This is a genomic window from Ammoniphilus sp. YIM 78166 (assembly GCF_004522215.1).
In the GTDB taxonomy this organism is placed as follows: domain Bacteria; phylum Bacillota; class Bacilli; order Aneurinibacillales; family RAOX-1; genus YIM-78166.
Genome location: NZ_SDLR01000003.1, coordinates 47,356 through 61,126 on the forward strand (window position 1 = coordinate 47,356; position 13,771 = coordinate 61,126).

Annotated in this window: 12 protein-coding genes; 11 read left to right on the top strand and 1 reads right to left on the bottom strand. The window is 44.9% G+C overall.

The annotated features are described in order from the left end of the window. Window positions 1–52: 52 nt before the first annotated feature. The 3 genes from EIZ58_RS11715 to EIZ58_RS11725 all read left to right on the top strand — a co-directional run bounded on the left by EIZ58_RS11715 (window position 53) and on the right by EIZ58_RS11725 (window position 2,450). Window positions 53–1,156, top strand: a complete 1,104-nt coding sequence (locus EIZ58_RS11715; protein ID WP_134701016.1) for an isocitrate/isopropylmalate dehydrogenase family protein — start codon at window positions 53–55, stop codon at window positions 1,154–1,156. Window positions 1,157–1,257: 101 nt separating this feature from the next. Continuing rightward, the gene (locus EIZ58_RS11720; RefSeq protein ID WP_167577632.1) at window positions 1,258–1,620 is read left to right on the top strand and encodes a VOC family protein; all 363 of its coding nucleotides are present in this window, start codon (window positions 1,258–1,260) and stop codon (window positions 1,618–1,620) included. Window positions 1,621–2,195: 575 nt separating this feature from the next. Beyond that, a complete protein-coding gene (locus EIZ58_RS11725; RefSeq protein WP_134701018.1) occupies window positions 2,196–2,450 on the top strand; it encodes a hypothetical protein in 255 nt (84 codons plus the stop codon). A gap of 725 nt (window positions 2,451–3,175) precedes the next feature. On the opposite strand, the gene EIZ58_RS11730 is transcribed toward EIZ58_RS11725, so the two are convergent. Then, a complete protein-coding gene (locus EIZ58_RS11730; protein ID WP_134701019.1) occupies window positions 3,176–4,000 on the bottom strand; it encodes an HpcH/HpaI aldolase/citrate lyase family protein in 825 nt (274 codons plus the stop codon). Between the two features lie 234 nt (window positions 4,001–4,234). Between EIZ58_RS11730 and EIZ58_RS11735 the strand changes: the two genes are divergently transcribed. From EIZ58_RS11735 to EIZ58_RS11770, 8 genes are all read left to right on the top strand, one after another. After that, window positions 4,235–5,605 (top strand): MmgE/PrpD family protein, encoded by a 1,371-nt coding sequence (locus EIZ58_RS11735; RefSeq protein ID WP_167577633.1) that lies wholly within the window; start codon window positions 4,235–4,237, stop codon window positions 5,603–5,605. A gap of 15 nt (window positions 5,606–5,620) precedes the next feature. Beyond that, window positions 5,621–6,781: an acyl-CoA dehydrogenase family protein gene (locus EIZ58_RS11740; RefSeq protein WP_134701021.1), complete on the top strand. Its 1,161-nt coding sequence runs from the start codon at window positions 5,621–5,623 to the stop codon at window positions 6,779–6,781. Between the two features lie 29 nt (window positions 6,782–6,810). Beyond that, a complete protein-coding gene (locus EIZ58_RS11745; RefSeq protein ID WP_134701022.1) occupies window positions 6,811–7,308 on the top strand; it encodes a MaoC family dehydratase in 498 nt (165 codons plus the stop codon). Window positions 7,309–7,323: 15 nt separating this feature from the next. Beyond that, window positions 7,324–8,511, top strand: coding sequence for a CaiB/BaiF CoA transferase family protein (locus EIZ58_RS11750; RefSeq protein ID WP_134701023.1), 1,188 nt, complete (start codon window positions 7,324–7,326; stop codon window positions 8,509–8,511). 15 nt (window positions 8,512–8,526) lie between these two features. Then, the gene (locus EIZ58_RS11755) at window positions 8,527–9,756 is read left to right on the top strand and encodes an MFS transporter (RefSeq protein WP_134701024.1); all 1,230 of its coding nucleotides are present in this window, start codon (window positions 8,527–8,529) and stop codon (window positions 9,754–9,756) included. Window positions 9,757–9,767: 11 nt separating this feature from the next. Next, window positions 9,768–10,541 (top strand): electron transfer flavoprotein subunit beta/FixA family protein, encoded by a 774-nt coding sequence (locus tag EIZ58_RS11760; protein WP_134701025.1) that lies wholly within the window; start codon window positions 9,768–9,770, stop codon window positions 10,539–10,541. 17 nt (window positions 10,542–10,558) lie between these two features. Then, entirely contained in the window at window positions 10,559–11,536 is a 978-nt protein-coding gene (locus EIZ58_RS11765; RefSeq protein WP_134701026.1) for an electron transfer flavoprotein subunit alpha/FixB family protein, read from the top strand. A gap of 134 nt (window positions 11,537–11,670) precedes the next feature. After that, entirely contained in the window at window positions 11,671–13,617 is a 1,947-nt protein-coding gene (locus EIZ58_RS11770; RefSeq protein ID WP_134701027.1) for a sigma 54-interacting transcriptional regulator, read from the top strand. Window positions 13,618–13,771 lie beyond the last annotated feature (154 nt).

Below are 13,771 nucleotides of genomic sequence, written 5' to 3' on the forward strand. Positions count from 1 at the left end.
GGAGGTTCTTCAAGAGCGGTTTCAATTTAAAATTGGAGAGGAGAATAAATAAATGAGTAATTATAAAATAGCAGTATTGCCTGGAGACGGAATTGGACCTGAGGTAACAAACCAAGCTTTGAAAGTACTTGATGCTGTAGAATCCGTATACGGAGATATAAAATTTGAAAGAGAACTATTTGATGCAGGTGCGGAGCGTTTCCTCAAAACGGGTGTTACGATGCCGGAAGGTGTATTTGAACACTGTCAAGCAGCAGATGCCATGCTGATGGGTGCTATTGGATTGCCTGAAGCACGTCACCCGGATGGAAGAGAAGTCAATGGTGATGTCATTTTTCGCCTTCGGTTCGATCTCGATCTATATGCTGGTGTAAGACCAGTTAAACTGTACCCAGGAGTAACTAGTCCCCTGAGAGATGTCTCGAAAGGAATCAATTATGTCATTGTTCGAGAAAATATTGAAGGGCTGTATGCTTCACGTACAGGTGGGTGTAATGTTCGTGGAAATGTAGCAACAGATACGATTATCATTACGAGAGAAGGGACTGAAAAGATCGTCAACTATGCGTTTAAATTGGCTCAGAAACGGACGGGGCGTCCTATCGATGGGAAGTCCATAGTCACGTGTGTTGACAAATCGAATGTATTAAGTTCCTACGCTTATTTTAGAAGTGTATATGACGAAGTGGCTTCTACATATTCGGATATTCATAAAGATTATGCTTATGTAGATGCAATGACTCTGTTCCAGGTAATGACCCCCCACAACTATGATGTAGTAGTTGCAGAGAATATGTTCGCTGATATTATCTCTGATCTTTCTTCTGCTACGGTAGGGGGACTAGGCTTAGCACCTTCTGGGGACATTGGCGATAATCATGCTTTATTTCAATCCTCACATGGGACGGCACCATCTATTGCAGGTAAGGATATTGCCAATCCTTTGGCAACGATTCTCTCGGCTTCTATGATGTTAGATTGGTTAGGGGAACGTCATCGAGATCATAAGGCAATAGAAGCTGGTAGAAAAATTGAAGAAGCAGTTTCTAATGTTCTTCGGGAAGGTCATTATTTGACGAGTGACATTGGCGGTAAGGCAGGAACTACTCAGGTAGGAGATGCTGTAGTGGCTGCGTTCAGAAAACTGTTTGTATAGTCGGCAAAAAATTAGCGTGGGGAAATTCAAGAACCATGAGCGCCCGGCTAGACTCCAGTTTAAATATGCAACGGATAGATATCAATAAGGGAGGAAACGAAATGAAAAATTTCATTTTAGACCATGTGCATATTTATACCGAAGATGTGGAAGGTACCATTCAGTTCTATAAGCAAGTATTTAAGGCTAAAGAATTAAGAAAGATTCAACTAGAAGATCTTCAGCTAGTCCATTTAAAAGTGGGCGAAAACAGATTGGTAGTTTCGAATTCCTCTGAGAAAAATCCTGTAGGATTAGGACATTTTGCTTTTGCAGTAGATAACTTAGAAGAGGTTATGACTTATCTTTCGGAAAAAAATAATATAAAGATAACTCAACGTGGTCAAGCAGGAGAGTATACTAATGTTTTTATTAAGGATCCAAATGGAGTAGTTATTGAAATCCTTTCACCAAGTACTAGATGAATGGGTGAGACTATTGTCAACGGTAAAGCACGAAAGTGCTTTTCGATAACCTCAACAACAATTTTTAGATATTTCAGAAATTACGCATCACAGCAGCGATATGAGTCTTACGACAGATAAACAAACGAATCAAGCACATCTTTTTTATATGATTGATTCTTTAATTGAATATACTAAGTAAGGGTATGGTTTTCCGAATCGAAGTTCATTCTTGTTAAACCAACAAAAGGCAGAGTGCCATTGTACTCTGCCTTTAGTACCATATGGGATTCGGGGGACTTTTGTGGAGAAAAAGATGTCAGCAGAAATGCATAGGGGAAGTAAAGTAAATGGATAACGAAAACCTTGAAAGTATTATGCAAATTATGTTAATCCATAGAGAGTGGCAATCGTCCCAGAAGTAAGGGGAGCCGCTAGACATTCAGCAAGAGTATCAAATGCATCGTTTGTTGTGCCCGGCTTCTGGGATACCCCCTCTGGTAGGGGGACTGGCTACTTTTACAAAGTAAAGCGCGCAGCATTCCTTTCACAAAATGGTAAAATGAAGAAATTATTTAGGATTGAGGTGATATTCTATGGTTTTTCGTAAGAAGATCGTTGGTTCAGATGCAGAAGTATTCAAACAATGGCTGGAACAGGACGAGAATACAGTGATTGACTTAGACGGAAAGTTGTATTTAGTCAGGCCATTAAAAAATGATGTGCAGGAAGAAATAGAATCAGATCCGGAATTAAAAAAGATCATTCAACATGCTAAAAAAGATATTGAAAACGGGGATCTCTACTTGACGGATGACATTCTTGACGCCATTGAGCGTGGTGAAATATAAGATGGTTATCATCCTAGTGGGAAATTACAAAGTTTATTATTCTTTTTCGGAGGACAGGAATCTTTGTTATATTGAAGGTCTTAAGCACCAGCATCAAAAGTGATAAAAAGATTCCTTCATGATAAATGCTACACAAACATCACCTCAAAATATACTCCTCTACTCCATTCCTCCCAGGCTGGCATGATCGCATGGTAGCTCCCATAGATTAGTCTCAAATATAAAGGATATTTTTGACTGCCTCTGCAGAAAGCGATACACCCTAGTCATTCCCCTCATCCTAAATCTCAGCGATTATCCGCAAGCCTATTTCACCTTCGAAAACCTTTGTCTATCGAAAAGTTCCACTTCTGGGATACCCACTCAGGTTGGAGACTCTCCACTTTTATAAGGTAAAGCGATGAGCACTTTGCCGTTGGAGATCAAAAAGAAATAGACCACCTACGAGCTAGCTGAGGGCTCCGAGGTCTATTTCTTCGACATTGAGCCGAACCCCGTACGGGGAGCGTCTGTTGTACGTGACCGGTAGTGTTCCAACACTGACGATCTCTTTTTATTGTTGAGACTTATGAAGCGATAAAAGGAACCATGTTCATCTCAATCCTCCTCCTTGCTTTCGCCTCGACGATCCGACAAAAGAGATATCCCCCTCAGATAATCCTCGTTTTATGTTTTCTTCCTATCGATATATTTAATTTTACTGCTACCGATAGCTTTCTAGTTAATCAAAGTGAACGAACCATCTCTACCATCTTTTTCGCAAGCTTATATACGGGAAAATCAATCAACTTCCCATCGAGGGAAAAGGCGCCCGTTTCGGTCCGAGTCTCAAAAGCTTCTACGATTCTTTTGCTCCATTCCATCTGTTCTTCGTTCGGCCTATACACTTCCCGTACCCAATTGATATGTTTAGGATGAATGATCAATTTCCCATAGAATCCGATCTTCCTCCCATAGGCTCCATCAAACAAAAAGGCCTGCTTATTGTCCAACTGTGGAAATACGGCATCAATCGGAGAGTCAGCTCCCGCGGTTCTCGAGGCCAAGACGAGGTGATTCATGGCAAAGTGCCGTTCGGTTCCGTCTTCACTCCATTCCGTACCGATATCCAGCGCATAATCCACCGAACCGAAGGCTAGTCTCTTCACTTGTTCGCTAGATTGAAGAATGTCATAGGCATGCCAAACGCCTCTCGCAGACTCGATTAAAGGGATGATTTCTATATCTTGAATATCGCTGGCAATCGTTTGGATATGACTGCAACTCTCGCATTTTGGCAGCATCACAGCGTCCGGTTTGGTTTGCGTGAGAATGGTCAAATCTTCGTGAAACCAGGGGGTATCAATGGGATTGATCCGCACGATGATTTTCTTGGTTGAGGAAGAGTGATTCTTCAAGGCCTGTACTAAGGTTCTGCGCGCGTTAGCTTTATCCTCAACCCGAATCGCATCCTCCAAGTCAAGAATTACGGCATCCGCTGAAGATTGAAAAGCTTTCGCGATTTTTTTTTCATCAATTGCGGGAACGAAAAGATAAACAAGGGAATCCATGGGAAGCCTCCTATACTAATGAAATTATTCTATCTATTACTAGTTGCAAAAATAATGCCATAAGCACCTGTTTAATTGTGGTTCACAATGATTTTGAATGCGTTTCAAAGTGTTCCAAAAAGAAATTGAGTCTGACACACTTTGAAACAGTAATGGGTAATTAGAAAGTGGAAAACTTGGCATCTAACTTGCAATATAAAAATGCGGAAAGACAAAAAGGAAAGGGAGGAAGGTATGACAACAGCTGAATTTTTATCTTATTTGAGCTCAAAGATTCGCTATGAAGAAAGTCCTTACGAGCTATTAGATCGCGCGAAATATCTCACACTCGATTATATAGGGTTAGCTGCTCGCGGCAGCCGATTTAGCTCCAGCGATCCTATCCTTCAATTTATAAGAAGCGCGGGGGGTGAAGGGAAAGGCACTATCATGGGGATCCGTGAACTTCGTTGTTCCCCTCAATATGCTGCACTTGCCAATGGAGCCTTTTCCCATAGCTTGGAGTTGGATGATACCTATAATGAAGGATCTCTCCACCCCGCCGCCGCCGTTCTTCCCACTGCGTTTGCCGTTGGAGAAGTGCAGGGTGCATCGGGTAAAGCCTTTCTAGAATCGGTCATCTATGGATATGAGGTCATGGGGCGTTTAGGGAAGGCCCTGAATCCGACCAGCATGTATAACAGAGGGTTTCATCCGACAGGGATTTGCGGCTTTTTTGGTGCAGCGGCTGCTGCAGGGAAGCTATTGAACTTATCCGAGGAGCAGCAAACCCATGCGTTCGGCATATCCGGCAGCCAAGCTTCGGCTTCCATGGAATTTCTAGAAACGGGCGCTTGGACCAAACGTTTGCATCCCGGATGGGCAGCCCATGGCGGGATGGTGGCAACGGAATTGGCCAAATCGGGATTTACAGGACCTTCTACCATCATCGATGGGAAAAAGGGCTTGGCTCATGCTTATTCCGACAACTATGACCTCTCTCTTTTGGAATCGGACTTTTCCCCAGAACATAACGTCGTAATGGGCACTTCCATCAAGGCTCATGCCTGCTGTAGATACAAGCAAGGGCCAATGGATTTAATAATAGATATCGTGAAAGCGAATCAATTGCGACCGGAGGATATTGAACAGGTACATGTTTATTTAGTCCAAACGGCTCTTCCTATCGTCTGTGAACCGGTTGAAGGGAAGAGAAACCCACAGTCCAGTGTGGATGCACAATTTAGTATGCCCTATGGGGCTGCCGTGGCCATTTTGTACCAAAAGACACTACTGGAAGCCTATGATCAGGGAACGGTCGATGCACCGCAAGTAAAAGAGATGATGCAGAAGGTATATTGCCATCATGATCCAACGTTGGATCTGGAATTTCCCAAGAAATGGCCGGCCCGAGTGGAGATCGTGAGTACAAAGGGAACCTTTGTCGGGTCGATCGAATACCCCAAGGGAGATCCCGAGAACCCGCTTTCCTGGGATGAACTCATCGCCAAATTCAACTACGTAACAGAGCCGGTCTATTCGAAGTCCCAGCAGGATGAAATTGTACATGCGGTTCAAAATTTGGAGAGATATGAAGATGTAGGACAAATTACGAGACTTTTCTAAGGAGGCTGGATGGAGATGGCGCTGCTTGAATTGAATGTGGAACAAAAAACGGTTTTGGACATGGTTCGTGATTTTTGCCGGAAGGAGATCGCTCCTGTGGCTAGGGAAATGGATCATCGGGACGAATATCCGCATGAGATTGTAGAAAAGATGAAAGAACTTGGATTTTTCGGCTTTACGATTCCTGAAGAATATGGCGGCATTGGACTGGATTATGTAACCTATGCTCTTGTCATCGAAGAAATCACGAGGCATTGGATGAGCGTGAGCGGTATTATCAATAGCCATCTGATTATGGCTTACATTATTGAAAAATTCGGAACCGAGGATCAAAAAAGGAATTTTCTCCCAAGACTCGCTACTGGTGAATTCCGAGGCGGCTTGGCCCTATCTGAAGCCGAAGCGGGAACCGATGTGCAAAACATGAGTACCAAGGCCGTTCGGGATGGAGATCGCTACATCGTCAACGGAAACAAAATGTGGATTACCAATGCGCGATTTGGCAATACCTTTATCCTTGCAGCCAAGACCAATACAGAAGTGTTGCCTCCGTATAAAGGAATCAGCCTTTTCATTGCCCAGAAAGGGCATCCTGGATTCCAGGTTCAGCGCGATATTGATAAGCTGGGGTATAAAGGAGTTAAAACCTGTGAGATTGTGTTTGATAATTATGAAATCTCGGCTAATCAGCTAATTGGCGGTGAGGAAGGAAAAGGGTTCAAGCAGGTGCTGGGTGGCTTGGAACTGGGCAGAGTGAATGTAGCGGCCAGGGGAGTCGGCTTGGCACGTGCTGCCTTTGAAGATTCCATTCGTTACGCGCAGGAAAGAAAGACGTTCGGTAAACCCATATGCGAGCATCAGGCCATTCAATTAAAGCTGGGTGAGATGGGCACGAAGCTGGAAGCAGCGAGACTGCTGACGCTTAATGCAGCGCAGAAGCTGCAGCGGGGTGAGCGCTGTGACCTGGAAGCTGGTATGGCTAAATTGTTCGCTACTGAAGCTGGGTTTGAACTCTCCGCGGAAGCGATGCGAATCCACGGGGGATATGGCTATACGAAGGAATTTGATGTTGAACGCTATTATCGGGACTCTCCGCTGATGCTGATCGGGGAAGGAACGAATGAAATGCAGAAAATAATCATCAGTAAAGGGCTTGTGGAAAAATATAAAATCTAATTCACGCAAATAAGGGAGGCTGATCGAATATGGCAGTGATTCATACCCCGTATGGAAGAACTTATGAGGATTTTCAAGTAGGCGATATCATTAAGCATTGGCCGGGAAGAACAATTAATGCGTCGGATGACACTCTATTCAGCTTGCTAGCTCTTAATCAGCATCCTCTGCATATCGATTCCCACTATGCTTCAAATAGCCAATTTGGCAAGAACTTGGTGAACGGAACCTTGGTGTTTGCCGTTGGTGTGGGGATGACCGTAAATGATATTAGCGGGGCAGCCATTGCAATGCTAGAGTATGAACAAGTAAAGCATCTTGGCCCCACCTTCCATGGCGATACTCTCTATGGTCGTACAGAAATCTTGGATAAATGGGAAACCCAAAGCAAGCACGACCGGGGAATCGTTTATGTTGAAACCATCATCAGCAATCAGCGCGAAGAGGAGGTTCTTTTCTTCCGCAGAAAGCTGCTTGTACCCAAAAGAGAATTTGCCGCTAGACCTTATACCCATCGAAACGACTAAAAAGGAGGTAAGCGGATGAGACCATTGGAAGGTGTCCGAATTCTATCCATTGAGCAGTATGGCGCAGGGCCTTTCGCCACTTCACATCTCGCCGATCTAGGAGCTGAAGTGATCAAAATTGAAGACCCAGGAACCCAAGGTGAGGTCTCGCGCTTTGTCATTCCTTATGCGGAAAACGGAGATAGCCTGTTTTTTCAAACCTTTAACCGCAATAAGAAAAGCATCTCGTTAAACCTGAAGTCAGACGCCGGCAAGGAGCTGTTTCATGAGCTGGTAAAGCAGTCCGATGCCGTGTTCAACAACCTTCGAGGGGACGTGCCGGAGAAATTGGGGATCACGTACCAGGCTCTCAAAGCGATCAATCCCCAAATTGTCACCTGCTCCTTATCCGGTTTCGGCACCTACGGATCCATGAAAAGCGAACCCGCATACGATTATCTGCTTCAAGGCATGCTGGGACATATGTCCCTTACGGGCGAACCAGGAGGTGTGCCGACGAAGTATGGGATCTCCATCATTGACTTCTCGACCGGAATGATGGCAGCTCTGGGATTAATGATCGGCATCTTCCAGTCCCGAATCCAGGGCAAGGGCTGTGATATTGACGTGAGCTTGTTTGATACGGCTCTTTCGGAGCTCAACTATTTGGCGACTTGGCATTTGAATCAAGGCTACAAGCCTGAGAGGAGCCGCCTTTCCTCTCATCCGACACTTGTTCCTTCGCAATTGTTCCCGACCAAAAATGGTCATATTGTCGTCATGTGCAACAAGGAGAAGTTCTTCCCGATCCTCTGTGAAGTGCTAGGGGCAACCCATCTCGCGAGAGATCTGCGCTTTAAAAATTTCTCTTCTCGCTTGGAGAATAAGGAGCTGCTGATCCCGGAACTGATCCGGTTATTTGAGAAAGAAGACACCGAAGTGTGGCTTGAGCGCTTGAGGGGAAAAGTGCCGATTGCGCCGGTCAATACCGTAGAAAAGGCGTTGCAGGAACCCTTGATTAGGGAAAGAGGCATGATCGTGGAAGTGGAGCATGAGCGCTTTGGAAAAGTGAAAATGCTGGGTACCCCAATCAAGGTGCTGGGTGACCAGCCAGATTACAAGAGGGGGCCACAGCTTGGGGAGCATAATCTGGAAATCTACGGAGAGCTATTGCAACTTACCCTGAGCGATCTGGAACGCTATAAGGCCGAGTCTATAATCTAGGAAAGGAGGGGGAGGATGGGCAGAACACCATGGATCATGCTGGGGTGGCTCCTTTTAGCTCAATTGACCGTTGCGTTTGTGGGGCGCAGCATTGGTCCGCTGGCTCCGTTCATACGCGAAAGCTTTGAGCTGTCAAAAGCGGAAATCGGTCTATTGCCGGCTGCGCTATTTGCCGGTCAGGCCTTGATCAGCCTACCGGCCGGTTGGTACGCGGATGTGATAGGTACTCGAAAAATGCTTTTGATCTTAACTTCTCTAGTAAGTATCGGCTTTATTGTTGTCAGTCTCGTTCCATCATTTGCTATCGTTCTCGTATTTGTCTTTATTGGGGGCTTTGGGTATGGCGCCATGCATCCAACGTCCAATCGCGGGATTATTCACTGGTTTCCTAGGAATCAGGCAGGAACCGCAATGGGGATAAAGCAGATGGGAGTGACCGGCGGATCGATGCTGGCCGCCGTCCTCCTCATCCCTCTTTCCGTCATGATCGGATGGAAGCCGGTTGTCATTCTAGCTTCCTGCGTGCTCTTTGGAGTTGGATTTCTTTCCTATTTTTTTTATCGGGATGCGCCGGAGGGCGAAGGCCAAAAAAAACCCAAACCAGCGTTTAAGTCGACGGTAATCCAGCTTCTCAAACATAAACCTCTTGTTTTGGTCAGCATCGCGGCGATGGGGTTGACGGGGGCACAATTATCCCTTACGACCTATTTGGTTTTGTATACCTCTGACATCCTTCGGTATCCGCTTGTCCTTGCTGGCGGATTCCTAGTCCTATCCGAATTAGGGGGCACCTTGGGCCGGGTGGTTTGGGGAACGGTCAGCGACCGTTGGTTTCATGGGAATCGAAGCTTTGTACTAATCTTGATTTCTATCATCACGGCTCTATGCAGCTTGGCCGTTGGCATGCTCCCGCCAGGCTTCTCGTTATTCCTGCTTATTCTTCTCATTTTCATTTTTGGATTTTGTATTGCCGGTTTTAATGGGCTTTGGATGAATTTTGCAGCAGAATCCGTTCCTAGGGAAATTGCGGGGGTAGCAAGCGGGTTCAGCCTGGCTATCGGTTCGTTGGGCGTAGTTCTGGGTCCGCCATTGTTCGGCTGGATCATCGACTTATCAGGGAGTTATGCATGGGCTTGGATATGTTTATCATTAGAAATGATCCTGGTTATTGGCTTGTTATTCTGGGCTGAAAGAGAAAGCAGAGCGCATCAGGATCGGCTGGAATATCAAGTAATTAAGCTATGAGGAGGGTTATTGTGAACATCGTAGTGCTTATGAAGCAAGTATTCGATACGGAAGAAAAGATTATCATTCAGAACGGTCAGATCCAAGAAGATGGCGTGGAGTTCATTATTAATCCTTACGATGAATACGCAATAGAAGAAGCAGTCAAGTGGAAGGAAGAGGTCGGAGGGGAAGTGACAGTAATCTCCTATGGACCGCCACGTGCTGAGAATGCCTTAAGAACGGCTCTGGCCATGGGAGCGGATAAAGCCGTGTTAATTGAACAACCGCATGATGGTAAAGAAGCGGACGAGTATGTGCTATCTCATATTTTCGCAGCTGAGATGAAGCAACACTCCTACGATCTCGTATTGGGCGGGAATATGGCTGTGGATACCGGGTCAGGTCAAGTGGCAATCCGAGTAGCGGAAGCCTTGGGTATTTCTCATGTGTCTACGATTACCAAGCTAACCATAGAGGAACAAAAGGCTACCGTCCAACGCGATGTCGAAGGCGATATCGAGGTTCTAGAAGTTACGCTGCCCTTCGTCGCAACCGCACAGCAAGGGCTGAACGAACCCCGGTACCCCTCACTTCCAGGAATCATGAAAGCGAAGAAAAAGCCGCTTAAGCGAGTATCTCTGAAGGAACTATCATTGACAGAGGAGCAAAGGTCGTCTCAGACGACAGTACTAGAGCAATATTTGCCTGCAAAGAAGCAAGCGGGGCGAATCTTAACTGGAGACAAGAATGAACAAGTGAGAACACTGGTTCAAATGCTCAGAAGCGAAGCCAAAGTGATTTAATAAGGAGGAAACAGCAGATGAGTAGAAAGGTGCTTATCCTAGCGGAGATTAAAGACGAAAAAGTCCGGAATATATCGCACGAAGCCTTAAGTGTAGGGAGGAAGCTAGCTGATGGCGGGGAAGTTGTTGCGGCACTTTTTGGCCCTTCTTCCTCAAAACATGTCGAGGAATTGAGCAAATACGGTGCGCATAGACTTTATACTTGTCAAATAGAGGCACTAGTCAACTATACGACAGATGCCTATACACAGGCTATTGTCCAATTGGTTCATGAAATTAACCCAGATGTGATATTAATGGGGCATACCTCCATCGGGAGAGATTTGGCGCCCCGCGTAGCTGGACGCTTAGGAATAGGTCTTGTCTCCGATTGCATTGAAATTCATGAGGAGAATGGATCGGTTGTACTCAGTCGTCCTATCTATTCCGGTAAGGCCTTCCAAAAGAAGAAGTTCTGCCATGGCAAGATATTTGCTACATTGCGCCCTAATAACTTTGAAGTCATAGAGCAGCAGACGGATACTCATGTTAATGTTTTTCTCCCGGAAATAAAAGATTTACGTACGAAAGTGATTGAAGTGGTAAGAAAATCCGCTGCAGGCGTGGATCTAAGTGAAGCGAAAGTGATTATCTCTGGCGGTCGCGGCGTTAAAAGCGCAGAAGGGTTTAAGCCACTTCAAGAATTGGCTGATGTTCTAGGGGCAGCAGTAGGCGCTTCTAGGGGAGCTTGCGATGCCGATTATTGCGATTACAGTCTGCAGATTGGTCAGACGGGCAAAGTGGTCAATCCTGACTTATATATTGCTTGCGGCATCTCCGGTGCCATCCAGCACTTAGCGGGAATGTCCAACTCAAGGTTTATTGTTGCAATTAATAAAGATCCAGAAGCTCCTATTTTCCAAGTAGCCGATTATGGGATTGTTGGGGATCTGTTTGAAGTTGTTCCCTTATTGACGGAAGAATTTCGTAAAGTATTGAACGGGGCAGCGGTCTAGGTTTGGACCAAGGTCTCTCCAGCAAAAAGAGGGAAAGATTCCGGTCAGTTTTATAAACTTTCCGAATCTTCCTCTTATTTGCGTTTGTCTAATGGTATAATTAACAAAGAGAGTTACATTAGCAGGAGGATCTTATGAAAACGAAAATCCTAGTCATTACTCACCGAAATTTTACCCAATTGGTTGAACAAGTTTTTTGGGACTTGCATCTTCCCATTGAGCTGAAGATTTTAGAAGCACGATTCGGGGAGGTCAATCGAGTCATTGATTTGGAGACTATTGGTGAATTTGATATCGTCATAACAAGCGGAGCTCACCTGGAATATATTAAGAGGGAGCTTTCTGAACTGTTTTATAAGATAACCATATACCCCCTAAGGTTTTCGGAATCTGATCTGGTAAAGGCGCTAGTGGATGCCAAGGCCTTTAGCTCAAAAATTCTGCTCATGTATTTCAACGAGGAGAACTACGACCTCGAGAAGTATCACAGGCTGTTGGACATTGAATTGATTCGTCTACAGCATAAGGATATCCGTGAGGTAAACAAGCTGTTAATGGAATACAAGGGACAAGGTTATCATGTAGTGGGGACAAGCTCGATCTGTGAACTGGCCGAACAAAATGGATATGACTGCACCCTAATTTATTCCGCAGAGATGATGAAACTGGAATTGATGAAAGCCTATCAGCTCGCCGCTGCAAGAAGCAAAATGATGCATTACGCCAAATTGAAGGATGCCCTTTTTCACTATGTCCCTATACCACTCTATGTTCTGGATGAAAACGGTATTATTTTGGATGCTAATGCAGCGGCCCTCGCCTATTCCCAAAAAAGATCAAAGAGGGAGCTCATTGGGGAAACGATCAATGATTTTTTACAGACTCGCCTGACCTTTGGAGCTGAACAAGCCCCAGGTCCAGACAAGGTATTCATCCATAGTCAAAAACAGATAAGAGAAACGACGGTTCCCATGTTTACTCAAATGAGACTAACAGGATTTTTGACCCTAATTGAAAGCGAGGGTCCAGTGCAGGGGAGTTCCTTATCACCGAAGTCACCCTCGATGCATTCAAAGTACAATTTCAGGGATATTGTAGTTCAGTCTTCCACCATGAAGAAAGTCATTGTCAAAGCTCAGCAGTATGCCCAATCTTCTGCTCCCACCCTGATCTATGGCGAATCGGGCACCGGCAAGGAACTAATTGCGCACAGCATCCACCGGTACAGCTCGAAGAGTACGGCCCCTTTTGTCGCCGTGAACTGTGCAGCTATTCCGCAGAACATTCTGGAAAGTGAATTGTTTGGTTACGAAGAAGGCTCTTTTACAGGCGCGAAAAAAGGCGGCCATATCGGGTTCTTTGAACTGGCTCAGAACGGGACCATTTTTCTTGATGAAATTGGGGAGATTGCACTTGAAACTCAGACTAAGCTGCTTCGGGTACTACAGGAAAAAGAACTGATTCGGGTTGGGGGAAGGAAAGTGATTCCGCTGGATGTAAGGATCATAACCGCAACGAATAAATCCCTTCCAGAACTCATTCGGAAGGGGCTTTTTAGAGAGGATCTCTATTACCGCATTAACGTATTGCAGATCAATCTTCCACCGCTTAAGGATAGAAAAGAAGACATTCCCTTGATCTTTAGTCACCTATTGCTTAAATATGGCATGGAGCCTGAACAAATCGATTACTTGATACAAATCGGGCGCTCATTTCTCTTTTCTTACAGTTGGCCCGGAAACATTCGAGAAATGGAAAACTTTGTCCAAAGAATTACCGCATTAAGTTCAATCACTCATACCACATATGAGATCGCGAAGTATTTCAAGGATGCCATCCATGAATACCTAGACTATCAAAAGATGAATAAAGAGAATCAAGTGGCGATGGAGCTAGAATCGAATCTAAAGCAAGAGGATAATATGGGTGGATCCGGATCACAAGTGAATTACCGGGATCTCGAAAAGAAAAGAATATTAAATTATCTGCTGGAGTGCAATGGCAATAAGTTAGAAGCGGCAAAAAAACTTGGGATTTCCAGAACAACGCTTTGGAGAAAGATGAATGAATTGGGTATTTGATCGATCCATTGCGTTTCATAGTGTTTCAAAATGTTTCTATTAAGTAGTAACGTTATGAAACACAAGTTGAAAGAAGTCAGCATTTTACTAGGAGATTTTTGGCATCCATTTTGCAAATGTGATAAGTGAAGAATTTCTATTAAGGAGGTGATAG

What these genes read in the sequence shown, in the direction of transcription:
- EIZ58_RS11715 (WP_134701016.1), top strand. Translation starts at nt 53, where the DNA reads ATGAGTAATTATAAAATAGCAGTATTGCCTGGAGACGGAATTGGACCT.
- EIZ58_RS11765 (WP_134701026.1), top strand. Translation starts at nt 10,559, where the DNA reads ATGAGTAGAAAGGTGCTTATCCTAGCGGAGATTAAAGACGAAAAAGTC.
- EIZ58_RS11770 (WP_134701027.1), top strand. Translation starts at nt 11,671, where the DNA reads ATGAAAACGAAAATCCTAGTCATTACTCACCGAAATTTTACCCAATTG.
- EIZ58_RS11730 (WP_134701019.1), bottom strand. Translation starts at nt 4,000, where the DNA reads ATGGATTCCCTTGTTTATCTTTTCGTTCCCGCAATTGATGAAAAAAAA.
- EIZ58_RS11735 (WP_167577633.1), top strand. Translation starts at nt 4,235, where the DNA reads ATGACAACAGCTGAATTTTTATCTTATTTGAGCTCAAAGATTCGCTAT.
- EIZ58_RS11725 (WP_134701018.1), top strand. Translation starts at nt 2,196, where the DNA reads ATGGTTTTTCGTAAGAAGATCGTTGGTTCAGATGCAGAAGTATTCAAA.
- EIZ58_RS11750 (WP_134701023.1), top strand. Translation starts at nt 7,324, where the DNA reads ATGAGACCATTGGAAGGTGTCCGAATTCTATCCATTGAGCAGTATGGC.
- EIZ58_RS11745 (WP_134701022.1), top strand. Translation starts at nt 6,811, where the DNA reads ATGGCAGTGATTCATACCCCGTATGGAAGAACTTATGAGGATTTTCAA.
- EIZ58_RS11720 (WP_167577632.1), top strand. Translation starts at nt 1,258, where the DNA reads ATGAAAAATTTCATTTTAGACCATGTGCATATTTATACCGAAGATGTG.
- EIZ58_RS11755 (WP_134701024.1), top strand. Translation starts at nt 8,527, where the DNA reads ATGGGCAGAACACCATGGATCATGCTGGGGTGGCTCCTTTTAGCTCAA.
- EIZ58_RS11740 (WP_134701021.1), top strand. Translation starts at nt 5,621, where the DNA reads ATGGCGCTGCTTGAATTGAATGTGGAACAAAAAACGGTTTTGGACATG.